At 51.0% G+C, this 23,884-nt stretch carries 22 protein-coding genes; 9 read left to right on the top strand and 13 right to left on the bottom strand.

Going from position 1 to position 23,884, the window contains the following annotated elements; genetic code table 11:
* Positions 1–31: 31 nt before the first annotated feature.
* A complete protein-coding gene (locus ACTS3T_RS03170; RefSeq protein ID WP_462934783.1) occupies positions 32–556 on the bottom strand; it encodes a universal stress protein in 525 nt (174 codons plus the stop codon).
* A 225-nt stretch (positions 557–781) separates the two neighbouring features.
* Here ACTS3T_RS03170 and ACTS3T_RS03175 point away from each other — a divergent pair, with 225 nt between their 5' ends.
* The gene (locus ACTS3T_RS03175) at positions 782–1,621 is read left to right on the top strand and encodes an acyl-CoA desaturase (RefSeq protein ID WP_377965029.1); all 840 of its coding nucleotides are present in this window, start codon (positions 782–784) and stop codon (positions 1,619–1,621) included.
* Here the strand turns inward: ACTS3T_RS03175 and ACTS3T_RS03180 are convergent.
* The 3 genes from ACTS3T_RS03180 to ACTS3T_RS03190 form a co-directional block, all read right to left on the bottom strand.
* Positions 1,605–2,693, bottom strand: coding sequence for a pentapeptide repeat-containing protein (locus tag ACTS3T_RS03180; protein WP_377965027.1), 1,089 nt, complete (start codon positions 2,691–2,693; stop codon positions 1,605–1,607). The genes ACTS3T_RS03175 and ACTS3T_RS03180 overlap by 17 nt on opposite strands.
* Positions 2,694–2,768: 75 nt before the next feature.
* Positions 2,769–4,124, bottom strand: a complete 1,356-nt coding sequence (locus ACTS3T_RS03185) for an alpha-amylase family glycosyl hydrolase (RefSeq protein WP_462934784.1) — start codon at positions 4,122–4,124, stop codon at positions 2,769–2,771.
* 87 nt (positions 4,125–4,211) lie between these two features.
* On the bottom strand, positions 4,212–4,823 hold the full coding sequence (locus ACTS3T_RS03190) for a glutathione S-transferase family protein (protein WP_377965023.1): 612 nt from the start codon (positions 4,821–4,823) through the stop codon (positions 4,212–4,214).
* 139 nt (positions 4,824–4,962) lie between these two features.
* On the opposite strand from ACTS3T_RS03190, the gene ACTS3T_RS03195 reads away from it, so the two are divergent.
* Positions 4,963–6,264 (top strand): FAD-dependent hydroxylase, encoded by a 1,302-nt coding sequence (locus tag ACTS3T_RS03195; protein ID WP_377965021.1) that lies wholly within the window; start codon positions 4,963–4,965, stop codon positions 6,262–6,264.
* A gap of 30 nt (positions 6,265–6,294) precedes the next feature.
* Here ACTS3T_RS03195 and ACTS3T_RS03200 read toward each other — a convergent pair whose 3' ends face one another.
* A complete protein-coding gene (locus tag ACTS3T_RS03200; RefSeq protein WP_377965019.1) occupies positions 6,295–7,827 on the bottom strand; it encodes an AAA family ATPase in 1,533 nt (510 codons plus the stop codon).
* Between the two features lie 227 nt (positions 7,828–8,054).
* Between ACTS3T_RS03200 and ltaE the strand changes: the two genes are divergently transcribed.
* The gene (ltaE, locus tag ACTS3T_RS03205; RefSeq protein WP_377965017.1) at positions 8,055–9,104 is read left to right on the top strand and encodes a low-specificity L-threonine aldolase; all 1,050 of its coding nucleotides are present in this window, start codon (positions 8,055–8,057) and stop codon (positions 9,102–9,104) included.
* Here the strand turns inward: ltaE and ACTS3T_RS03210 are convergent.
* On the bottom strand, positions 9,097–9,675 hold the full coding sequence (locus tag ACTS3T_RS03210; protein WP_377965015.1) for a hypothetical protein: 579 nt from the start codon (positions 9,673–9,675) through the stop codon (positions 9,097–9,099). The two genes, ltaE and ACTS3T_RS03210, sit on opposite strands and share 8 nt — an antisense overlap.
* A gap of 445 nt (positions 9,676–10,120) precedes the next feature.
* Here ACTS3T_RS03210 and ACTS3T_RS03215 point away from each other — a divergent pair, with 445 nt between their 5' ends.
* Both ACTS3T_RS03215 and ACTS3T_RS03220 read left to right on the top strand, forming a co-directional pair.
* Complete coding sequence (locus ACTS3T_RS03215; RefSeq protein ID WP_377965013.1) at positions 10,121–10,678, top strand: pentapeptide repeat-containing protein; 558 nt, start codon at positions 10,121–10,123, stop codon at positions 10,676–10,678.
* Between the two features lie 412 nt (positions 10,679–11,090).
* Positions 11,091–12,032 carry a methyltransferase domain-containing protein gene (locus ACTS3T_RS03220; RefSeq protein WP_377965011.1) on the top strand — a complete coding sequence of 314 codons (942 nt, stop codon included), beginning with the start codon at positions 11,091–11,093 and terminating at the stop codon, positions 12,030–12,032.
* Between the two features lie 26 nt (positions 12,033–12,058).
* Here the strand turns inward: ACTS3T_RS03220 and ACTS3T_RS03225 are convergent, their stop codons facing one another.
* Genes ACTS3T_RS03225 through tyrS form a run of 3 tightly spaced genes read right to left on the bottom strand, consistent with a single transcriptional unit; the run spans position 12,059 to position 14,651 of the window.
* Positions 12,059–12,688, bottom strand: coding sequence for a hypothetical protein (locus ACTS3T_RS03225; RefSeq protein WP_377965009.1), 630 nt, complete (start codon positions 12,686–12,688; stop codon positions 12,059–12,061).
* A complete protein-coding gene (pyrF, locus tag ACTS3T_RS03230) occupies positions 12,685–13,401 on the bottom strand; it encodes an orotidine-5'-phosphate decarboxylase (protein WP_377965007.1) in 717 nt (238 codons plus the stop codon). Before pyrF ends, ACTS3T_RS03225 begins: the two co-directional genes overlap by 4 nt.
* A complete protein-coding gene (gene tyrS / locus ACTS3T_RS03235) occupies positions 13,401–14,651 on the bottom strand; it encodes a tyrosine--tRNA ligase (RefSeq protein WP_377965033.1) in 1,251 nt (416 codons plus the stop codon). Before tyrS ends, pyrF begins: the two co-directional genes overlap by 1 nt.
* 425 nt (positions 14,652–15,076) lie before the next feature.
* Here tyrS and ACTS3T_RS03240 point away from each other — a divergent pair, with 425 nt between their 5' ends.
* Complete coding sequence (locus ACTS3T_RS03240; RefSeq protein ID WP_377965005.1) at positions 15,077–17,005, top strand: transglycosylase domain-containing protein; 1,929 nt, start codon at positions 15,077–15,079, stop codon at positions 17,003–17,005.
* Between the two features lie 52 nt (positions 17,006–17,057).
* Here ACTS3T_RS03240 and ACTS3T_RS03245 read toward each other — a convergent pair whose 3' ends face one another.
* Together ACTS3T_RS03245 and ACTS3T_RS03250 are read right to left on the bottom strand one after the other, a co-directional pair.
* The gene (locus tag ACTS3T_RS03245) at positions 17,058–17,378 is read right to left on the bottom strand and encodes a DUF1825 family protein (protein WP_377965003.1); all 321 of its coding nucleotides are present in this window, start codon (positions 17,376–17,378) and stop codon (positions 17,058–17,060) included.
* 240 nt (positions 17,379–17,618) lie between these two features.
* Positions 17,619–18,527: a J domain-containing protein gene (locus tag ACTS3T_RS03250; protein ID WP_377965001.1), complete on the bottom strand. Its 909-nt coding sequence runs from the start codon at positions 18,525–18,527 to the stop codon at positions 17,619–17,621.
* A gap of 845 nt (positions 18,528–19,372) precedes the next feature.
* Here ACTS3T_RS03250 and ACTS3T_RS03255 point away from each other — a divergent pair.
* The 3 genes from ACTS3T_RS03255 (at position 19,373) to ACTS3T_RS03265 (ending at position 21,253) form a co-directional block, all read left to right on the top strand.
* Complete coding sequence (locus tag ACTS3T_RS03255) at positions 19,373–19,762, top strand: NINE protein (protein WP_377965000.1); 390 nt, start codon at positions 19,373–19,375, stop codon at positions 19,760–19,762.
* Between the two features lie 110 nt (positions 19,763–19,872).
* Positions 19,873–20,430 (top strand): ComEA family DNA-binding protein, encoded by a 558-nt coding sequence (locus ACTS3T_RS03260; protein WP_377964998.1) that lies wholly within the window; start codon positions 19,873–19,875, stop codon positions 20,428–20,430.
* Positions 20,431–20,818: 388 nt separating this feature from the next.
* Positions 20,819–21,253, top strand: coding sequence for a hypothetical protein (locus tag ACTS3T_RS03265; protein WP_377964996.1), 435 nt, complete (start codon positions 20,819–20,821; stop codon positions 21,251–21,253).
* Positions 21,254–21,343: 90 nt separating this feature from the next.
* On the opposite strand, the gene ACTS3T_RS03270 is transcribed toward ACTS3T_RS03265, so the two are convergent.
* Positions 21,344–21,628, bottom strand: coding sequence for a YggT family protein (locus ACTS3T_RS03270; RefSeq protein WP_377964994.1), 285 nt, complete (start codon positions 21,626–21,628; stop codon positions 21,344–21,346).
* Positions 21,629–21,946: 318 nt separating this feature from the next.
* Positions 21,947–23,884: PAS domain-containing hybrid sensor histidine kinase/response regulator (locus tag ACTS3T_RS03275; RefSeq protein WP_462934785.1), on the bottom strand; the 1,938-nt coding region annotated here is incomplete at its 5' end.

Consider the following 23,884-nt stretch of genomic DNA (forward strand, 5'->3'; position numbering starts at 1 on the left):
CCTCCCCCCTCTCCCCTTCCCCCCATCTCCCCTACCTCACCTCAACCAACCCCACTTCTGGCTCAACCCCTTCAACCGCCTTACCCTGCACCGTCAACACCGAGCAATCTGCATGGTGCATAACATAATTGCTGACGCTGCCCAGCAGCCATTCACTCAGGCCGCTACGTCCCCGACGCCCCATCATAATCAAGTCAGCCCGCCACTGTCGCGCTGTATTACAAATAGCCCGACTCGGATCTCCCACCGCCTGACTGCAAATCACCGTCAATCCCTCCGCCTTAGCCGCCTGACTATATCGACTCAGCAGGTTTTCGCCTTGCGCTTTAGCAACTTGCCACTGATCAACATAGCTTCGAAAAGACTCGGTTGTTAGCATTGAGTGCATACCGTCGTTGGCAATATAAAGCGGATTTGGGTAGCCACCCTCTAATGGCAGCAAAACATGAAAAAAGTGGAGCTGTCCGCCCACGGCGCGGGCTAAGGTAATCGCCTCATCCACCACCGACTGGCTATGCTCTGAGTTATCAACCGCAACTAAAATTTTCTGCATCATGGCTGTACGCTCAAGGAAGCTGAGGCAACCCCGGTAATCGTTGCTACCCCTTTATCTTTACTATTAGCGGAGCGATCGCCCCCTGTAAGCAAAAAGCCAAAATTCTTTGAAATCATGAGCCGCTATTAGCTTTTCTAATGCCCCTTAGGATGCCAGGACATCTCAGACTGCTTTAACTTTGAGTATGGTAAGCTTCGAGCATAGTAAAGAATTACTAATACACCTGTGACTATTGCCGCTTCTGTGTCTCCCCGTCCTCGCTGGACAGTTATCTTTCCGACCGCTATTTTGCATTTGCTCACCTTGCTGGCTTTGTTGCCCAGCAACTTTAGCTGGGCAGCGGTTGGTGTAGCGCTCTTTTTACACTGGCTCACCATTGGCCTCGGCATTGCCCTGGGGTTTCATCGCCTTGCCACCCATCGCAGTTTGCAGGTGCCCAAGTGGCTAGAGTATTTTTTAATTCTGTGTGGAACATTGGCAGGCCAGGGCGCAGTTTTAGGCTGGGTCGGCTATCATCGCATTCATCATCTCTATACTGATCAACCCCTAGATCCCCACAGTTCGCGACAGGGGTTTTGGTGGAGCCATATCAACTGGCTGATGCACGAGGTGCCAACTAAAGCAGAAGTTCCTCGCATCACCAAAGATATTGCCGATGACCCGTTCTATCGCTTTTGCCACAACCACTACATCACCTTACAAGCGGTCTTAGCGGTCTTTCTCTACGCAGTTGGCGGCTGGCCTTTCGTTGTTTGGGGAATTTTGGTCAGGCTGTTTGTTGGGTTCCACTGCACCTGCTTAGTCAACAGCGCTTGCCACAAGTTCGGCTATCGCACACACCCTACCGATGAAGCCTCCACAAATTGCTGGTGGGTCGCTTTACTCACCTATGGCGAAGGCTGGCATAACAATCACCACGCCTGTCAATCTTCCGCCTGCAACTGGCTGAAATGGTGGGAAGTTGATTTGACTTGGCTCACCATTCGCCTGCTGCAAACCTTAGGCTTGGCAACCAAAGTCAAACTTGCCAAGCAACCTGCCCCTGCAGCTAACAATTATTTTTAATCCAACCATCTGGCATAACAGTTTGCTCAAAGATGGCATCTGCAAAGTTAACCCCACCTTGATCTACCAGTGCTTGGCTAAAATCTGCCTGTCGTAAATCAGCGCGGCTAAAATTTGTGTTGTAGCATCGAGCTTGCCGCAAAGTAGCTTGTTGCAGATTAGCGCTGCAAAGCTCTGTCGCTTCTAAATTAGCGCCGCTGAGGTTAGCCGTTTGCAGGTTGGCTTGGCTAAGGTCAGCTCGGCTGAGGTTGCTACCGCTAAGGTTGGCACCGCTGAGGTTGGCATCCATTAAGTCAGCCTCGCGCAGGTTGGCTCCGGCCAGGTTAGCGCCGCTTAAGTTGGCTCCTACCAGGTCAGCACCGCTCAAATCAGCCCCGGCCAAGTTGGCTCTGCTCAGGTCGGCTTTGGCTAGCTCTGTTTCAACGAGAGAGGCCTGACTGAGTTTGGCTTCTCGTAGGTTTGTGTTGCTCAGGCTGAGGCGATCTAGCTGAGTATGGTGAAGATTAGCTTTTTCTAGGCAGGTGGCATAGAAATGGGCATTGCTGAGTTGGGTGCGGCTGAGGTTAGCCTCTTTAAGATTTGCCTTGAGCAAATTGGCTTCAATCAGGCAAGCACCGCTGAGATTAGCTTGCTGTAAATTAGCTCCGTTGAAATTGACTCGGTTGGCATGAACCTGGCTAAGATTGGTGTTTTCTAGGTTTGCGCCGCTAAAGTTGGCTCCAATGAGATCCGCACTGCCAAGGTCAGCGGCTGTCAGATCGGCTTCTATTAAGCTGGCATCGATTAGCAGCGTTCGGGTTAAATCTGCTTTTTGCAGGTTGGCCTGATAAAAGTTAGCTTCTGTGCAGTTTGTCTCTAGCAAATGAGCCTGTTCCAGGTTGGCTCTACTTAAATTAGCCCGGTTGAGAGAGGCGCTGTTTAAGTGCGCTTTGGCCAGGTCTACGTTGCTCAAATCTAGACCACTCAAATCAGCCAAGCTGAGATCAATCATGGCTGCCGGGTTTTCTGCTCTCCACTGTTGCCACTTGGCTGCCCCCAGTTCTAAGAAATAGACCTGATCATCGTTTGCCATGACACTAAATCCTAGAGAGCCGCTTACTCTAGAGTGCCCCAGAACTTTGAAGAACTTATGAGGGCAGTCTTTTGCTTAGGGGGCGGCTGTACACTGCGACTCTGGCTGACGCACAAAGTAGAGCGCATCGCGCCCTTGAATGGCTAAGCCACCTCGATTCCAGGTATCCCAGCGGGTGACATATTTTTGGTGATTGTTGCGACGCTCGATCGCGACACCAAAGCCATAACGCAGTTCTCGGTAGCAGCCCTCAAGCTGAGACAGCGTTAGATTTAGGATGGGGGTATCAAAGGCAGCGCTACTTTTGTTGACCACAAAAAAGCCCTCTGAACCTCGCTCCATCAGCAGTACAGTAGGACTATCGATCGCAGTCAGTACCTTTTCCCTGATATTGCTGCCGACTTCGCCCCGTTGCCGCATCACCTGCCGAAATTTGACCCCGGCAGACAGGTAGGGAATATCGCGGTTATCTTGGCCGAAAATTAGCGGCGTTCCTTGTTCTCTGGCTAGCACATAAGCAGTGGCGAGGTGAGCATCAGTGGGTTCGTCATACGGATTGATGGCATTGTCATTTAGCGCCAGAATTGTGTCGTGATTGCGGCCAAAGGTAACGCTGCGGGCATCAGGGATGGCAGCGGGCCAGCGTAGCGATCGCAGATCGCCCCCCTTACTAAAAGCCGATCGCATCGTGTTGTAAAGAACAAAGTCAGTCACGGCGGCGACCCAGTTGTAGTCTTCTGGGCGGGTATCTTGGTCGGTAATCACTTCTAAATAGTTCCAGGTGGTGCCATGACTGGCCTGGTCAATATAGTCGATGTAGGCAGTTTTAATGGTTTCGGCCGCAATGTGTTTGGCTGCATCTAAGCGAAAGCCATCTATGCCTAAATCCAGCAGCTTTTGCAGATACGCTTGTTGAATGGCCTGGACGTTTTGCTGGGTTTGATCAAGGTCAGGCAGACCCCCCAGCCAGCAATCGGTTTCTGAAGTGCGATCGCCATCGCTATAGTTAATTTCGCAGCGGCTGTTAAAGTCGGCAGGCGAAAACTGAGGAAACTGAAGGCTGGCAAATTCAGGCAGATTAGCCATGTGGTTTAGCACCACGTCAGCAATGACTTTGAGGTGGCAACTGTGGGCTGTCTGAATGAGCTGCTGCAAATCGGCTTCAGAACCTCGGCCTTCAATCACGCTGTAGTCAATGGGCTGATACCTGGCCCACCAGTTAGGGCTAGGGTGCGACTTTTGGGCAGGGGCAATTTGCAGATGGGAATAACCCTGCTCAGCCAGTTCGCATACAAAGCCTTCAACCTCGCTGTAGTGATGATCAAAAGCGTGAAAGATAGCGGTGGGTTGGGCAGAGGCGATCGCCTCTGGTAGCCCCAAACCGCCAGAGGCCAGCACAGCTATGCAGGTAGAAAGCAGCACAAATTTCACGGTTAAAAACCCGCTCCTGCGGTCATAGTATGGACGCTAGTTGCCTGCACTACTCCGGTCGCGTTTACACCCAGCTTTGACCTTAATTTATACCAGTGGCGTTGTGGCGAAAGCCGGGTGTTGTTCAGCCTGAGCCGAAAATTGGGCTAGAGCCGGATGCTGTTTTGAATTGATCACCGCTGGCAGCATGTGCTGGGTAAAACGCCAAGCTACGCCCAGGGTAATATCAGGTTGCATAGGCTGCAAACCGCTCAGCCAAGGGGTGCCTTGAGCTGCGATAGGCTCTAAAGCGGCATAAGCAGCCGCAAGCTGTTGCTCTATGCGTGCTAGCCAGGGCGGGTGCTGCTTTTCTACCGGGCGTAGCGTCTGTTCGTAGACAATCTGCACCGTTTTTTCGCAGGCTATTAAGGCAAGCCCGATGATCCGCAACGCTTGAGAAAGCTGGGTTGGGTCTGTTGGCATCAGGCTTTTGGGATGGGCGATCGCCTCTATGTACTGCAAAATTAGCGTCGATTCCATCAAAACAGTACCGTCCTCACTAAGGCAGGTAGGCGCTTTGACCAGCGGATTGACCTGGCTGAATTCATCAAAGTGGCGAAAGACTGAAAGCGGCTCATGCTCAAAAGGAATTTCAAGCAGCTTTAAGGAAATTGCCACCCGCCGCACGTATGGAGAATCTAACATGCCAATGAGTTTCATTCGGCGATACTGGTAAGAGCTGAAGTTAAAACAGAGGAAGTTGTCTGGCCTTGCGTCGTCTAAGCGATCGCGTCACAATAAAAGTTAATGTAAGCATTTTGACGGGTTTTGGTTGGACTCAACTGTTTACTGAGTGCTGATGACGCTTGATCAACCCATGACTTTTTCTAGCCTTGCGGCTGAACCCCAAGGATCAACCACTGAGCATAAACCCTTAACCACCGATGTGGCAATTGTTGGCGGCGGCATTGTGGGGCTAACACTCGCCTGTGCGCTGCAAGATTCTGGCCTGAGCGTCACCGTTATTGAAGCGCAAACCTGGGCTGCTGCCGCCAATCGCCAGCGGGCTTATGCCCTATCATTACTCTCCGGTCGAATTTTTGCCGGGTTGGGGCTTTGGGAGCAAATTTCCCCTCAGATTACTCACTTTCAGCGAGTACGCCTCTCCGACGCTGACCATCCCCACACGGTTGATTTTTTACCAACCGATTTACGGACATCGGCTGTCTACTACGCGGCAGAACATACCGTCTTAATGCAGGCGCTTCAGCAGCGGGTTCGTCAGTGCCGCAATCTAACGGTGCTGTGTTCGGCTCAGCTTGCTGCCATCCGCTACCAAGGCGATCAGGTTGTCTTAGAAGTTAGCGATCGCGATCGAACGTATCAACTCACCGCTAAGCTTTTGGTCGCTGCCGATGGGGCGCGATCGCAAATTCGCCAGCAAGCAGGCATTGGTACCCAAGGCTGGAAATACTGGCAATCTTGCATTACGGCAATCCTCGCCCCCGAAAAACACCATCAAAATACCGCCTACGAGCGGTTTTGGCCGAGTGGCCCTTTTGCCATTTTGCCTCTAGCTGATGGTCGCTGCCAGATTGTGTGGACGGCTCCCCACGCTGAAGCCCACGCTATGCTAGCGCTGCCTCAGCCGCAGTTTATGGCTGAGCTAAATCGGCGCTACGGCACTCAGATGGGACGGTTGGAACTGGTGAGTGAACCGCTGCTGTTTCCGGTGCAGCTAATGCAAAGCCAGTGCTACGTAAAGCCACGGCTGGCGCTGGTGGGTGATGCGGCTCACTGCTGCCATCCGGTGGGTGGGCAAGGCTTAAATATGGGCATTCGAGATGCGGCGGCTCTCGCCCAGGTTTTACAGATGGCGCAGCGTCGGGGGCACGATATTGGTTCGCTGGCTGTTCTCAAGCGCTATCAGCGCTGGCGTAGGTTAGAGAATTTTGTGGTTTTGGGCTTTACAGATCTGCTCAATCGAGCTTTTTCGACTCAGTGGCAGCCGTGGGTGTGGTTGCGGCGGCGCGGACTGTGGCTACTTCAGCATGTTCGCCCGATGAAACAATTAGCTTTGCGGCTGATGACGGGGCTGCTGGGTCAACAACCTGCGATCGCCCGCAAGCCTCTGGGTAAAGACGATACGCCGATAACGTGACTGATATGACTGAGATTGGCGACGCTGCCCTTATTTAACGTTGACAAATCGCTCTAAGGCGATCGCCCGCAAACGCTGCAAATCTTCTCGCCGCGAAACGGAAAGCGGTACTGTAGCCTTAATTTCTTGCAGCAGTAGTGCTGTTTCGAGCGGTTGTTGCTGATAAATTGCTCGGTAGAGGGCACAGATAATGGCCTGTTCAATTTCAGCTCCACTAAAGCCTTCGGTTGCCTGCACCAAAGCCGCAATGTCAAAGCTGTCAGGCATTTGCTGCCGTCGCGACAGATGAATCTTAAAAATAGCTGTTCGTTCAGCAGCCTCCGGTAGATCGACAAAAAAGATTTCGTCAAAGCGACCTTTGCGCAGTAGCTCAGGCGGAATCTGAGATAGGTCGTTGGCGGTCGCTACTACAAAGACATCTTGCGATTTCTCTTGCAGCCAGGTCAAAAAATATCCAAACAAGCGACGGCTCAAGCCGCCATCGGCATCCCCGCTATTAAGACCTAAACCTTTCTCAATTTCGTCAATCCACAAGACAACAGGAGCCATCGTTTCGGCCAGGGTCGTCGCCTGTCGAAAGTTGCGTTCTGATTGCCCAACATATTTGTCGTAAAGTCGGCCTGCATCTAGCTTTAACAGCGGTCGATTCCATTGGCGGGCGATTGTTTTAGCGGCCAAAGACTTCCCACAGCCCTGAATGCCGACAATCAAAATGCCTTTGGGTGGCGTCAGGTTAAAAGTGCGAGCCTGTGCCCCAAAGCCAACCTGGGCTCGCGCTAGCCACTGTTTGAGTCCGGTAAATCCGCCTAGCTCAGCGGCATTTTGCTGGGGCGGAAAGTAGTCTAGCAAGCCACCTTCTCGAATGACCTGTGCTTTGCGCTCTAAAATCCTTGCTACGTCACTGCTATCTAGTTTGCCGTCTTCTAAAGCGGCATAGGCAACTACTTTTTTGGCTTGCTTTAGCGTCATGCCCCGCATGGCCTGCACAAAAGCATGAATGTCTTCTGGCTGTAGGGCAACTTTGATGCGCCCTTGGAGCGATCGCGAAACATCAGCGATCGCTTGATATAGCTCGTCGGGTTCTGGCAATTTAAGGTCAAACCACACTGCTTCATGGGCGATTTCAACGGGTAGCTCAATGGCCTGCCCGGTAATGACCAGCGTTGAACTATGGTGGGCAAACTGGTGGGCTACCTCTCGAAACTGCCGCGCCACTACCGCCTCGTTCAGGTGCTTCGCAAAATCTTTGAGTAAATAAATGGCTTTAAAGTTAATCGTCTGAACGTGCCGCAGCATATCAATTGGCTCAGCCGTTTTGCCAATGGCTTGGGGCAGGTTGCTATGGGGCGGGGCGTATTCGTTCGTCCAGCGGGCGTGAGGACTTCCTGGCGATCGCGCTAACCCTTGAGCAATGCTCCAGTCAAAAACAGCCATTTGCAGGCTATTGGCAGCTTTGCTAACCAGTGCCTGCGCCCGTTCTTCTTCTACCGTCTCAATCACAATGATGGGATGAAACGACATCACCAGCGTTTGAAAGTGGCGCACGGTAGCAGCGAAAGACATAGGCAAGCAACCTGGCTGATCGGTTTGTTGAATCTGGCCTAAGGCAATTGGCGATCGCCTATTTAAGAAAAAATAGCCAGCGAATTTAGTATGCCCTCCAGGCTGATTTGAGTTGGTTTTCTCCCGTAGGAGAGCCGAAAACTGCTTTTCTTCAGGCGAAATCAGTACGATCGAGCTAGCGGCCTTTTGGGCGGCAAAACTGTATTTTTAATCTCCCCCAACTTCTGATGGATAGTATTGATTTTCGTTCTGACACCGTTACCTGGCCCACTGCCGAAATGCGTGAAGCGATGGCAACAGCCCAAGTCGGGGACGATGTCTATGGTGAAGACCCCACCGTCAATGCTTTAGAGCAATTAGCTGCCGCCAAACTAGGTAAGGCCGCTGGCTTGTTTGTCAGCAGCGGCACGCAAGGCAACCTGATTGCGGCGCTAACCCACACCAACCGGGGGGATGAAATCATTATGGGACAAGATGCCCATACCTTTTGCTGGGAAGCAGGCGGAGCCGCTGTGCTAGGCGGCATCACACCGTTACCGCTGCCGACTGACGCTATGGGTCGCATGGATCTAGCCCAAATCGAAGCGTCTATTCGAGGCGATAATCCACACTGGCCGCGCAGTCGCTTAATTGTGACTGAAAACAGCGCTGGCGGTAACCACGGGGCGGCTATTCCAGTCGATTACTTTGCTGCTATCCGACAACTCAGCGATCGCCATCAATTACGCGTTCATCTCGACGGCGCTAGACTTTTTAACGCCACAACGGCTCTGGCAATTGACCCTCAAGCTATCGCCCAGCAGGTAGACTCAGTGAGTATTTGTTTGAGTAAGGGGCTTTGTGCGCCAGCTGGATCTGTTTTAGTCGGCGATCGCGACTTTATCCATCAGGCGCGGCGCTACCGGAAGCTGCTGGGGGGCGGTATGCGACAGGCTGGCATTTTGGCGGCGGCTGGCCTCATCGCCCTAGAAACCATGAGCCAGCGCTTAGCTACCGATCACCACCATGCTCAGCAGTTGGCGCAAGGGTTGGCTAACATTCCAGGCGTTGTCATTGACCCCCACCGGGTACAAACCAACATGGTGTTTTTCACCTTAGATGACACCGTTCCCTTCACGGCGCAAACTTTAGCCGATAAAGTGTGGCAAACGGCTGAGATCAAGCTGGGTACCTACGGCGATCGCAAATTGCGGGCTGTCACCCATTACTGGATTCAGCCAGCCCACGTCGAAGCCCTGATTACGGCTATCCAGAGCATCCTCAAAGCTGCTATCTAGAGAGGGTTTGCAGCAGAATCGGCTGGTCGGGTTTAACCACAACCACCCGCTGAGCCGTCGTATTGCCAACAATCACACCAGCCGCAGCGCCGCCAACAACCTCTAGCAAATCAACATCGCCCAAAATCTCGCTGAGGACAAAGCCCCCAGCAGCGCCAATCGCTGCATCCGTCAAAATAGAACCAAGCGAGGCTTCGCGCGGATCTTTAACATCGTGTAAGGTGTCAGACTCGGCATTAATTGAGTAAAAACGGTTGTTGGCTTCAACTCCGGTGGCAACATATTGCAAGCCACCCTCAACGGGTCTAAACTCACCCCGAATGACAGAACCCGCTGGCACATTAACACCGTTAATAATGGCGGCACTTTCTAGCCGCAGACTATACTCACGCACTGCATCATCTTCTAAGTAAAGCGTTTCTTGCGCCGGTAAAACGGCACTAAGCTGATCTGAAGTTTGAGCCTGAGCGCTGGGCAAATTTTCAAAACTCGGAGAGCTTTGAGCCTGTACTAAAGACGTTGGGGCTAGGACAAGAAGCGTTGACAAACCACCAAGCAGAACTCGTTTCATAATGACCTCTTAATCTCTCAATAGATAGCTGAAGCGTGAACAAAAGTGTAAAAAGTCGCAGTTGTAAAATCGTTTTTTTGTGGCAAACAGGCTTATCAGTGCTGAGACAAAAAAGTTTTCTCGAAAAGTAAAGCTCATAAAATATCGAGAAGCAATACTTTCGGAACCCGTTTAGAAAACTTATTTAGCCGTAGCCACCGTTTTTGGCTTTGACTTAAGCCAATAGATTGAAAGGGTTTTGACCGGGCATAAAAAGTATTCGTTTAACTTCAAAGCGTTAATAAATTCTAAGGACTACCCAGAACAAAACTTGTTCCCTCAATAGCTCAGCCAACCGCATTTTTTTCGCAAATCTCAAGAAATAGACATAGATTGCAACAGAACTCCGCTGTAAACCCCCAAAATCAGTGGGACAATAGGGTGGGCGATCGCGCAGAGGAACTGCATGAAATTCAAACTCTTAGCTTTTTGTTTTACTGTTTTAGCAATTTTCACCTTTGCTTTACCCAGCAAAGCGGCCATGCAGTCGGATATTGAAGTGCTGCTCGATACTAAGGATTGTCCCGTTTGCATCCTCAGCGAAGCAGATTTACAAGGAGCAGATCTTAGCGAAGCCAATCTCAAGGTTTCTTCGCTCATTGGTGCCAACCTCAAAAATGCCAACCTGAGAAAAGCAGATTTAACCCTGACTTATCTGACAGATGCCAACCTCAGCGGAGCCAATATGGAAGGCATCAACCTCAACGGGGCTGACTTAAGCAACGCTCAGCTTGTCGGTACCAATCTAAAGGCAGCGATTTTAACCAAAGTCGATTTCAATGGCGCTAATTTACAAGATGCCAACTTAGAAGGGGCGGTGCTGGTGGGTTCACGCTTGGGCACTGCCAACCTCACCCGCGCTAACTTAAAAGGAGCCAATTTGAGAGGGCTGACGCGTACAAAAGTAACGTTTTGTCAGACGACAATGCCCGATGGCGCAATCGAAAATCGGGATTGTACCTAACTCAATTATAGAAAAGATCATCAAGCGATCGCTTGATTTTAGCAACGCCTAGCGTAACGATAGCGGGGCTTTGGTTGAACGGCTAAAGCCCTGCTTGTTTTTAGGGGCTAGCTGCTAATTTGAAAATAGCCTGATTTTAATTAAAGCCGTAGCCACAAGATTTGAGCTACTGAAATAGCTGCAAGCTCTTGAGAGAAAAGCTTTTCTTTTGCCGTTGCTTTCTGCCTTAAGCTATAAATTAAACTGTCAGTTTGCAGCCCTCAAATTGCTATGCCAACTTTCATTTTCTCTTACTCTAAAAAACTTTTTAACTCAGAAAAGCCCGTACTCGTAGCCGAACCAGAACGTGGCTGAAACAAATGAGCGATCGCGCTTATAATATAGGCAAACTGTTAAAAATCACAACGATTCAATGAGTTTTTGGGTGACGCTGGGTGGATTGCTCAGCCTTCTGCTACTAGGCTTTATTGTTTATCTGGCGAGCGCTCGTCGTTACCAATCTGCTGCCTCCGTCGCCAACGCCTACGACGAATGGACAGAAGACGGAATTTTAGAGTTTTACTGGGGGGATCATATTCATCTAGGGCATTATGGCTCTCCGCCCCATCACAAAGACTTTATTCAAGCTAAGGCGGATTTTGTGCATGAAATGGCGCGCTGGGGCGGTTTAGACGTTTTGCCTGCTGGTACCACCGTTTTAGATGTTGGCTGTGGCATTGGCGGCAGCAGCCGCCTTTTGGCAAAAGACTATGGCTTTGCCGTTACAGGCATCACCATCAGCCCCGCTCAGGTCAAGCGGGCACAACAGCTCACCCCTGCCGGTCTGAATGCCCGGTTTCAGGTAGATGACGCTATGGCGCTCTCTTTCCCCGATAGCAGCTTTGACGTGGTGTGGTCAGTAGAGGCTGGGCCGCACATGCCTGATAAAGCCGTGTTTGCCAAAGAACTGATGCGGGTACTCAAGCCAGGGGGCGTGCTGGTGGTTGCCGATTGGAACCAGCGAGACGATCGCCGCCGACCTCTTAATTTCTGGGAAAAGCCCGTTATGCGGCAGCTACTCGATCAGTGGTCTCATCCGGCCTTTGCCAGCATTGAAGGATTTGCTGAGACGCTAGCAGCGACAGGACTCGTTCAAGGCGCTGTGGTCACGGCAGACTGGACTCAAGCAACGTTGCCCTCCTGGCTAGATACTATCTGGCAGGGAATTATTCGCCCGCAGGGCTGGCTGCGTTTTGGTCTGGCAGGTTTCATTAAGTCTTTACGAGAAGTGCCCACTTTGTTGCTAATGCGGTTGGCTTTTGGAGCAGGGCTTTGTCGATTTGGTTTGTTTCGGGCCGTTCGCGCTAGTCGCTAGTGCTGTCTGGGGCGAGTGGAATCTGTTTAGGGGGGTGACGCAGGCGGTGGGATTGGCTCAACCGCCTGCGCTCGGCAATCTCGCAACCAAAGCTGCACGGCTCTTCCCACCGCGCCATAGGTACTTTCAATCGGCGGGGTCAAAACCCGCCCCCAATCGGGATAGTCTCCTTGGCGCGAAAACATAAATGCTAGCTGCCAGTCGTTACTCTCGGCGCGACTGCGACTCAAAAACAGCCAGTGATAGTGCTGTAGCTCAACGGCTTTTAAGTCAATATATTGCCGCTCTAGGGTGGTAAAAAAAACTTGATAGATTGGCTCTTCTGTAGGGGGGGCAAACGTGTAAGCCCAAAGCTCAAGATCGATCGGCTCAAATTCCGGCTGGCTGGTTACTAGCACCGTTGTGGGTCGCTGAATCTGGCGAAAAGGCCCAGAACTGCGCTGGATGACTCGGTTCGTATAGCTGGGCAAATCGCGCAGCAGGCCAGCCACAACCGTTTCTAACTCTGTAGGGCAGGCAACTTGAGGTCGCAGTGGGGGGGAAGTATTCTCGTCTGCTTGGGCTAAGCCTGCTCCGTTTAACAGCCAAGTAAAGGCGATCGCCAGGAGCCACCTGCCCCGTGTTCGTTTTTGCCTTGGCCTAGTTGCTATGCTCATGAAGCGGCTAATTCCTGGCAAATACGGTTGAAGGCGGCTTCAGGGTCTGGCGCGGCGGTAATCGGTCGGCCAATGACTAGATAGCTAGCACCAGCGACGATCGCTTGGGCTGGGGTCATCACCCGTCGCTGATCGCCTTGGGTGGCCCACTCTGGCCTAACTCCTGGGCAAACCAGCAAAAAATCGTCGCCACAGGTTCGCCTGAGCAGCGCTGCCTCGTGAGGAGAACAAACCACACCCGCTAGGCCGCTCTCTTGAGCCAGCAAGGCCATTTGCAAAGCATAGTCGCTTAGTTCTAGAGACACCTTGAGTTCAAACGCCAGCGATCGCGCGTCAAGGCTGGTTAGCAGCGTTACGGCAATCAAGTTGGGAGAAGATAGCCCTGCAGCCGTAGCCGCTGCGACAGCCGCTTGCTGAGCCATTTGTAGCGCTGTTTTACCTGCCGGAGCATGAACGGTGATTAAATCAACACCGTAGCCTGCCGCTGTCCGGCAAGCCCCCGCCAGCGTGTTGGGAATATCGTGAAACTTTAGATCAAGAAAAATGCGCTTTCCTTGGTCTTTGAGATAGCTCAAAATGCCAGGGCCGCTGCTGACGAATAGTTCTAACCCCACCTTCCAAAAGGTGACCGCTGGTAACGTTTGCACCAAAGCGATCGCTTCAGCTTCACTCGCCACGTCTAGCGGCACAATCACGCGATCAGCGGTCGTCATTATTTCACCAAACGCACAAACTTCTTTTTACCCATTTGCAAAACTTTGCCGACAAGCGCGTCAGCCGTCTCAAAAGTCAGGTTCGGATCCGCCACGCGATCGCCTTCTAGCTTGACAGCCCCGCCATGAATCTGGCGACGGGCTTCACTGCTAGAACTGCACAGTCCACTGGCTCCCACAATGTAAAAAATCTTGGCCGGAAAGCTAACCGCCGCCAAAGAAAATTCCGGCACATTTTCCGCTTGTTGGGTTTGCCCTTGCGTCAGCGTCAGCGCATCTTGCTGAGCTTGCTGGGCTGCGGCTGTACCCCGGTACTGGCCTGTAATTTCCAGCGCTAGCCTTTTTTGGCGATCGCGCGGATTTTCAGGTAAATCAGTTAGCGGTAAATCGGTTAGCAACTCAAAATACTGCTCAATCAGCTGATCGGGCACTTTTTCTAGCTTTGAGTACATCGACAGCGCATCTTCTTGCAAGCCGACATAATTACCGAGCGACTTCGACATTTTCTGCGTGCCATCGGTACCCAGTAACAGCGGTAGCAACATACCAAACTGGGGCTTCAGACCAAAATGACGCTGCAAATCGCGACCGACTGCAATATTAAACTTTTGATCGGTGCCGCCTAGCTCCACATCCGCCTGTATAGCTACTGAATCATAGCCCTGCATCAGCGGGTACATAAACTCATGCAGATAAATCGGCGTTTCCTGACCGTAACGCTGAGCAAAGCCTTCTTTGGCCAGCATTTGCCCGACGGTCATCGTCGCTAGCAACTCCAAAATTTTGCTCAAATCTAATTTTGATAGCCACTCAGAGTTGTAGCGCACCTCTAAGCGCCCCGGTGTGTCAAAGTCTAAAATCGGGCGCACCTGCTCTAAATAGGTTTGGGCGTTGGCTTTGACATCCGCTTCCGTGAGCTGTTTGCGGACTTCTGACTTGCCCTCAGGGTCACCAATCCGCGCCGTAAAGTCACCAATAATCAGCACAGCCGTATGCCCCGCATCTTGAAAAGCCCGCAGCTTACGCACCGGGATACTATGCCCCAGGTGAATTTCAGCCCCGGTGGGATCGATGCCTAACTTTACCCGCAACGGGCGATCGCTTTGCAACAGCCGCTGGGTCAAATTTTGATCAGGATCTTTGCTTTCTGCCTGATTGGGAAAAACTTCGCTAACTCCCCGGTAAATCCATTGCAATTCCTCTGGAATTACGCCAAATGGCGGGGTCTGAGCAGAAACATTAGCCGTCATCATTTCAATAAAGTAAAGCGCAAAGGATAAAGGTCGTCCGGCTGCTTTTAAAAAATGACCATAAATTAGCCAACGGCTAAGCCGCATAGCTGTTTGTCAATAGCCATCTTTGCCAGTTCCATAGTAGAGGTTTTAGGCTAGGGATCTAAAGCTAGCTAATCGTATCGCCTAAACAACTCAATCGCTCTAGAGCGTTAAAAACAGCAAAGATTCTCCTGAATGGCAGGATTGCTGCTGGATAGGTGAACAAAACCTTAGCGAGTTTATGGCAGGAATGAGCTGCTTGCTTTATCCTGGAGGCCAATCATAGATTTTATAGATTTTTGGTCGGCTGTTAGATCTCACGGAGAAAATAGACCTTTATAATTTTCAGAATCTAAGAATCTACTTTTTTCAAAATTGTCAATAAGGGAAGTACAACCGCAGTGTCTACGAATACTGTCCGCCAAACGCGATCGCGCTCGGCTCAGCGTCACGCCAAGTCATTAGACGTTCTCAAGTTCATTCAAGACGTCGGCCAGGTGGCAACTGCCAGCATTCTAGGCGCAACGATGCTCACTAGCGCAGTGGTAGCGGGCGGGCTAGTTGGCCTCGCAGTGAGCTTTCGTAACCTGCCCGATGTTCGCATTTTGCGCAACTATCTGCCCACCGAAACTAGCTATATTTACGACATCAACGGCACGCTGCTCGACAGCTTACATGACGAAGCCAACCGCGAAGTAGTTGACCTCAACGACATTTCCCCAGACCTAAAGCGGGCAGTTTTAGCCATTGAAGACAGCTACTTCTATACCCACAAAGGCATTAATCCCAGCAGTGTGGCTCGGGCTTTATTAGCCAACATGCAGGCAGGTTCAACGGTTGAAGGGGGTTCAACCATCACCATGCAGTTGGTCAAAAACCTGTTTTTGAGTCCCGATCGCACCGTCAGCCGTAAGTTAGCTGAAGCCGTGCTAGCCCTGCGCCTAGAGCAAATTTTTGACAAAAATCAAATTTTAGAAATGTACCTCAATCAGGTGTATTGGGGACACAACACCTATGGCGTTGAAACCGCCGCTCAGAGCTACTTCAACAAATCAGCGACAGACTTGACCCTGGCCGAATCAGCCATGATGGCTGGCCTCATTCAAGCCCCCGAAGAATTTAGCCCCTTCGTAGATTATCAAGAAGCCAAACGTCGCCAGACGCTAGTCCTCAGCCGTATGCGCCAGCTCCAGTGGATTACCGCTGAAGAAGAAGCGACTGCTAAAGCTCAGCCCCTGCTAATTGGCGAAATCACCTCATTTCGCTCTAGCCAATCGCCTTGGGTTACCGAAGCAGTGGTTCAAGAACTGACCGATCAGTTTGGTCAAGAGGCGATCTTGAAGGGGGGCATGCGGGTACAAACCACCATCGACCTCAACTTTCAACGCATTGCTGAAGAAACCGTTAAGCGCAACCACGCTGTTTTACGACGCCGGGGATTGTATGCCGATCAAATGGCTTTGGTCGCCGTTGATCCCCGAACGCACTTTATTAAAGCTTTAGTCGGCGGGGTCGATTACCAAGATAGCCAGTTCAACCGCGCTATTCAGGCGCAAAGACAGCCCGGTTCTTCTTTCAAGCCTTTTGTCTACTATGCGGCGTTTGCCTCTGGGCGCTACTCACCTGAAAGTGCGATCGCTGACACACCCGTTAGCTATCCTGACGGCTACGAGTCTTACGCTCCCCGTAACTATGATGGCTCCTTCATGGGCAGTATTTCGCTGCGCAAAGCGCTAGAACTATCGCGCAACGTCCCTGCCATTAAACTGGGTCAAGCCGTCGGCATTGATAAAATTATTCAACTGTGCCGCACATTGGGCATCAACAGCCCCATGGAACCCGTCATTTCTTTGCCCCTAGGCGCTGTTGACCTGACGCCGTTGGAAATGGCTGGAGCTTACGCCACCTTTGCTAGCAACGGCTGGCACTCAGACCCCACTTTAATCATTCAAGTAACCGATTCTACAGGGGGTGTTCTTTTAGACAACACGCCCAAGCCGCAGCTAGTGCTAGATCCTTGGGCAGCGGCTTCGCTAACCAGCGTGCTGCAAGGGGTGGTCAATAGCGGTACAGGCCGAGCCGCCCAGATTGGTCGTCCGGCTGCGGGTAAAACCGGAACCACCGATTCCCAGCGAGACATCTGGTTTGTCGGCTATGTCCCTCAGTTAGCTACTGCCGTGTGGGTCGGCAACGATGACTATTCGCCTCTAGGAGCCGGAGCCACAGGGGGCGGATTTGTAGCGCCCGTTTGGCAAGACTTTATGCAGCAAGCCCTCAAAGATGTGCCTGTGGAAAATTTCCGTAGCCCGTCGGAGTTTGTTCGACCGTAGCGGAGGGTTGAACAGTACAAAAACTTGGATTGGCGGCACCCAACAGGTGCGGTCAATCTTCTTTAATCTCTGCTTTCATTCGCTCCAACGTCCGGTGCATTTGGTCAAACATCTGCTGTGGCGTAAAGCCAAATTGGTCGAGTTGGGTTTTGAGCTGTTCTACCGTCATCTGAGCCATGAAGTCATCTGAGAGTTCAAACCGCTTCATAAAGATGCGATAGCGCTCCATAACCGCTTCCATCTGGTCGATGTAAATCTTTTTGCCCTCGCGGTCAAACTTGCCATAGTCACTGCCAAGCTGCATCAGAGACTGGTAGTCCTGAAAAAGCTTCATAGCTTCTTGTTGAACAATTTCGGAGTCAAAGAATCCCATTTTTTTGAATCAATCGTTGCGTAATCTTAAACCGATACTGAGGGCTGTCTAAGGTTGTACCATACGATTTTGTCTCATCCCTTCCGGCTCTAGAGATAGTTTAGAGAACGCTTAAAGCAACGGAGTACGAGGGCTGGGCTAATCACAAATGATGCAACGTCTGTAGATAGATCCAGCGTAAAAGCTTTGAGCTAGGTCAGCCAAGGTGAGATATCCCTACTCATCCTCGCCTTAGCAAAGCTAATCACGAGAAAAGAGGCCAAAGAACCCTTTGCGGGGCTTTTTAGCCGCCGTGACATGGCCGTTGAGTTCGCTCAAGTCGATATCAAGCTGCTTGGCGTACTTGAGGGCAGTGGCGTTTTTGGCGTTGAGCTTAAGGGCTTGCCGAAAATGAACCTTAGCCATACCCGTTAAATTTTGCAACAGATAAGCTTGACCCAGAAGGGTATGATAAACGCTATTTTTGGGTTCGATGCGAACGGCGTCGCGTAATTCTTGCACGGCAAACGCTGGGCTGCCTTTCATTAAATATTCTCTGGCTCGCTCAGCATGGCGCTCAGCATAGTTGATTGGAGTAGCCTCTTCGTGAGCAGGCTTAGTTGAAATAGAAACTGGGCCGGTTTCGGTTGCTGAGACAAGTCCAGAGCGTTTCTCCCGAATGATGGGATCCCCCATCTTCCGGCGGAGATAGACTAAGTTGAGTTCTGAAAGCTGGCGTGTCGTTTGCTCAAAGGTAGCGGCAGCGCTGAATTGGGTTGCCGACAGATCGCTGAGCGCTTTTTCATACAAGACATCAACTTCTGTTTCTGCCACTTCCATAAGCTGCTGAGCCAGTTGCCCTGTCAGACTCATACGGCCTTCGCGACTCAAGCGACGAACTTTGAACCTCAGTGTTGCTAGCGTTTCAGCCCGTCCCTTGTCCTGTTTTAGGCGCTGGTAAGCGGGGTTGACCAGTCTGGCTAAAAGCTGATTGGTGAAGGCTTGAACTTCAGGCTCTTGAGTGGTAAGGATGTCGGGATGCAACTGTTTGGCAACTTGGCGATAGCGCTTGAGAATACGGCGTTCATCGGCTGCAACAGAAACACCAAGTACAGCGTATGGATCAGCAAATTTCTTTAGCCAGTCTTGGGAAAAAGCTTTTTGTGACATGCAGCGATCGCGTAAAGCAAACTAAAAGCTGATGGTAATAGCGACACCCTTAATGTGAGTTCTAACCCAACTGAGCCATGTAGATGCAGCCGCAAGCTAACAGCAAATTGAATTCAGGCTAGAAAACCCGTGGTAGAGAAAACTCAGCTAACCTCTAGGATAATGAAAATTGGAGGTTCCCAGGAGGATTTACACTAAAATGAACGGTAAGCGATGTTAGTTTACAGAAAAATGGCTGCGTGTAATTGCGGGTTGGTTTAGTTAGTCGCCTTACTTCAGCCGCTCTGTCTTTAAGTATTACCGTAATTTTGCTGAATTGCTGAGAATTTGTAGACACCAAAAGGTAAACACAGGCAGCGTTCTGGTGCCGCTCTGTCTTTAAGTATTACCGTAATTTTGCTGAATTGCTGAGAATTTGTAGACACCAAAAGGTAAACACAGGCAGCGTTCTGGTTTCGTAGCTTGCGCCCTTACGTCCTCGGTCAAAGCCCTCAAGACTTGCCATTTTGGCCTCCTTCCTGCCTTGGTAAAAAGGAGTTAGGTGTTAGGGGGGTGCGCTAGAAGCTGAACATGCCAAGGTGGGATGCACCCTACACAGGTCACTCTGAGCATGTCATTCCTGCAATCGGGTCGGCTATTTTGTTAATCATCTTAATGCTACGGGTAAGCACGTTAGCTGACTTAAACGCCCCGCTAACGAGGGCAAAATGGTAGGAAGCGCCGTTTTTATGACTATCATAGGAGCACGTCAAGGGCTATAGCTTCCGCCAGGTTGCTGAGAACTCAATCCGGCTATTTTTTCTGGCGATCGCTTTTGCCCGTCTTCATCCCGGTCACATCCGCTTATGCTGGCTTTTCCGAGAAACCGTAAAACGGCGGCTGCTTTGGCTATTTTGAGCGCCTTAGAGCCACTGCCGCTTCCCATCTCTGGGTTGCACAAGTTTTATTTGGGGCAGCCAGTGTGGGGAATTTTGTATTTGTTACTGGGCTGGACGCAAATTCCGCGAATTGCAAGTGCGATTGAAGGTGTTTGGTATTTGTCGCTCAGTGATGAAGCCTTTAGTGCCCAAATTGCACCCGCAGCAACCCCCGCCCCCGCTCCAGGGGTTGATCCGCAGCAGGTCAGCGCCATTGCAGCGGCAGTGCGAGAACTTGAGCAACTGCGTCAAGAAGGCTTAATTTCAGAGTACGAGTTTGAGCAAAAGCGCCGCCACTTGCTTGATCAAATTACTTAAGGTCAAGTCTTGGCTGCACACCTATAGCTTAGGTTTTTGCTCTAGTAAAATTCAACCAAATCGGCTGCATGCAACGTTTAACAATTGCCTAAAACCAAACGCAACCTGCTATGAATCCGTTTGGCCGTTCCCAGGCTTGGCAAAAGCTGAAACAGTCTTTGCTGGCTAATTTACCACCCCAGCGATCGCAGTTGCTGCAAGACCCCTTTTATCGCTTTCAGTCGGTTACAGAAGTGGGGCAGGCAGCCCAGTTGGGGGTTCGCATTGATGTTAATCGAGCTACCGCCGATGACTGGCTACGCCTACCCGGTGTGTCTATTCATCAAGCGCGTCTACTGGCAACGCTTACCCAGTCTGGCGTACAGCTACACTCTTTAGAAGAGCTAGCTGCCGTCCTTAATACGACAAGTACCCGCCTCAAAGCTTGGGAACCCATTTTACAGTTTTGTTTCTACGATCAAGACGGTGCTGATCATCTTCAGCGGCTTAACCCCAACACAGCAACCGTAGAGCAACTCATTCGCTTGCCTGCGGTTGATTTGTACTTGGCTCGTCGGCTAGTAGAAGGCCGTCGTGCAGGGGCTTATCGCAACTTAGCCGATTTACAGCAGCGTTTAGCGTTGCCAAGTGGGCTGGTAGAAACGCTGCTGCATTATCTGTATTTTTAAGCCACCTCGATAACGGAGCGCTGCTGAAGAACGAATATTCGCTGTCGTCGGCTCAGCGATCGAAGCCGACAGAGTTAAGTATCATTTCAGGCATGAGCCAACCCGGCTTTGTCGTCCCGCCTGTCTCCCCTAAGCGATTTTGCTATTTGCTGCGCCTTATCTAAGCGCTCTTTAACTTTGTGGTAGCGATCGCCTCAAACATTGAGACACTGCAATGACTGAAAGCCGCTGATAGAAACGCTTTCCTTCTACCCTCTGTCCTCCGCCTTTAGCGTGAGTAATGGCGCAGCAAAGGCAAACGCTAGAAAAGGTGTAGTTCACAGCAGTTCACGGTAAGCTAAAGGTGTTTTGAGATTTGTCCGGATATCAAAAGTTTTAGGGGAAATTCATGTCGCTGCGAGCCGTTGCGATCGCCGTTTTAGCCTGTTGTTTGTGGGTTATGAGCTGGCTGTTTGTGTCACCTGCCCAGGCGCTAACTTCTGTAGCGCTAACTGATTTAAACTACAAAGCCTGCCCTGAAGAACTGTCGCAAGGACTGGTTGGCAGCGGTAGCAGCTCGGAAGCGAATTGCTTCATTGTTTATGGCAAGGCTATCAATAACTCCGGCAAACCCGTGCTCAATGCGGATATCTTTGGGCGGATTTATGATGCGACAGCTAACCCCGTGATGCAAAACCGCAATCGCCTTGGCTCAATTGATGAAGTTCCCCCCGGTGAAAGCAATTTTGAGTTTAGGATTTCGGTGCCAGCCAATCAGCCCACCCCGCTAAAACTCGAACAATTTAAAGCTTCAGGCTTCACTGGCAAAGTTCGTCGCTTTTAGATTGAGTAGCCAAAAGCTCGCTTGGGGAAGCCTACGAACAAGCCCCTAAGCAAGGCTTAAGGGCTTTGTAGGTGGGTTAGATAAATAAGGTTAATAAACCACTGACCCTAAACCCATCGTCACGGCTCTAGAAAGAAATTGCAGCGCCAAAATTGCCAGAATGGGGGAAAAATCAATTCCTCCCAGGGGCGGGATAATCGAGCGAAAAATGTTGAGATAGGGGTCGGTGAGTTGGCTGAGGATAGAAAAAGGAGGGTTATACCAGTCTACGTTGGGGAACCAGGTTAGCAAAATACGAACAATAAGCAGAACAAAGTAAATCTGCAAAAACGTAGAAAGGGTATCTGCCAGTAAGACCAGTAAAGAAGAACTCATAGACAATTTAGATTCCTAAAACCAACGGCTGCCGTAGCGCAAGTTCGCCTTTTAGTGTAACCGATAACTTCAGTTCAGCGCTGTGGCTGCACAATCCTTTAACGTCGTAGCCCAACCCAGCCCTCCAGACGACTGTTCTTTCGTGCAAGCCCAAAATCTAGTTATCGCTAAAGGCAGAAGGTTAAGGGCAGAAGGCAAAATAAAAGCTTTTCTATCAGCGGCTTTCAGCGATTGCAGTGTCTCAACACTGGTGGCTCTGGCTATAAAACAAACGACTTAGGCAATTTGATGCGATCGCTTGGTTTTAAAATCACTTTTTTAGGCGGGTTGTGAGCGGATGAGCGCCAAGGTTGCTTGTACTAACTGTTCGGGTTCAAGCGGCTTCGTCATTTGTCGCTGAAAACCACTGGCGATCGCCCGTTGCTGATCTTCTTCCCGCGCATAGGCGGTTAGAGCGATCGCTGGAACCTGGCCGCCCTCAGCAGCAGGTAAAGCGCGTAGCTGTTGCAAAAGGGTATAGCCATCCATTTCGGGCATACCAATATCACTGATTAACACATCGGGTTGAAAAGAGGCGATCTGAGCCAGCACCGCCGCCGCCGAATCTACCACCATCACCTCAGCGCCATACTGCGTCAGCAGCACTGCCAGCAGTTCACGGGCATCGGCTTCATCATCAACCGCCAGAATTCGAATTCCACTTAGATTTAGATCTTGCGCTAGCAGTTCGTCCGGCGGCTGAGTGTATGCCTCCGGATCGAGCAAAGGCAACTGGACGGTAAAGCTGGCACCTTGACCTTCGCCAGGGCTATCCGCCGTGATAGTGCCGCCATGCGCTTCGACTAACGAACGAACAATCGCCAGCCCTAACCCCAATCCCCCATATTGACGGGTGATAGAAGTATCTTCCTGGCGAAATGACTCAAACAAATAGGGCAAAAAGTCTCTATTGATGCCTTTACCCGTATCGCTGATCGTAATTTGAGCCTGCGTACCCACTTTGGAGAGGCGAATGTCTACTCGACCCTGGTTAGGGGTGAACTTGACTGCGTTAGATAGCAGGTTCCAAACAATTTGCTGGAGGCGAGCAGCATCCCCCGCCACTCGCCCGACTGGCGTTAATTGAGGATGAAGCCAGATAGATTTAGCGATCGCCGCCGTCCTCACCGTGTCAATTGCTGACTCAATCACAAATACCAAATCAACGGGCACCGTATCTATACTCAGCTTGCCCCGCAGAATTTTGGCCACATCGAGCAGGTCGTCAATGAGTTGCGTTTGCAGCTTGGCGTTGCGTTCAATTGTGGCAAGGGCTTCAGCCGTTCGCGTTGGGTTAAAATTACGGGTTTGCAGCAGCTTCGTCCAGCCTAAAATCGGGTTGAGCGGCGATCGCAGCTCGTGAGAAAGCACTGCTAAAAACTCATCTTTGATCCGATTAGCCCGTTCGGCAGCGGCTCTGGCTGACTGTTCTTGCTCTAAGAGACGAGTTCGTTCTTGCTCAACTTGCTGGCGCTCCCAAACATCTTCGACCAAAATCAAAATGCCGCCCACCTCGCCGCTGCCTACACGCCAGGGATGAACTTCCCACCTGAGGCATTGCTCCGAACCATCTGCCAGGGTAAAGCGGTCTTCCTCAAATTTTTCAGTTATCCCTGCTAGACCCCGCTGATGCACCTGCCGCCAACGAGCCGGAATATGGGGAAAAATCTCATAGTGAGATCGCCCCAGTACGGCTGCGATAGATTCAAGCTGGTACATCTCGACCCACCCCTGACTGACGGCAACATAGTGCATATTGCGGTCAAACATGGCAATGCTAACAGGCGCATATTCAATAAACAAACTGAGCTTTTGTTCGCTTTCCTGTAAAGCTAAAACGGCTTGTTGGCGATCGGTCATGTCTCGCCAAGACGCCACATAGCCATCGCCAAATTTAGCCACGCGGATGTCAAAAGCACGGGTTAGACGCTGGTGTCCAAACTCATCTTCATAGATCAAGCTGTCCTTTATCAGCGGCTCTCCTGTGGTAACGACCTGGCAATATTCATCAAACAAGCCGCTGTCGCGATGCCCCGGCAGCAATTCACATAGCCCCCGGCTGAGATGTTGTTCACGCTCTATTTGGCTACTATGGCAGGCAGCATCATTGATGTACTCAGCCTGAAAGTCGATAATCTGCCCCTGCTGATTCCGGATTGCTCTGTAAATGGCAAAGCAGTCCAGCATGTTTTCAACTGAGGATCGAAATCGTTCTTC

Origin of the sequence: Almyronema sp., from assembly GCF_052168255.1 — a bacterium.
Classification (GTDB): Bacteria; Cyanobacteriota; Cyanobacteriia; order Phormidesmidales; family Phormidesmidaceae; genus Sphaerothrix; species Sphaerothrix epifaneia.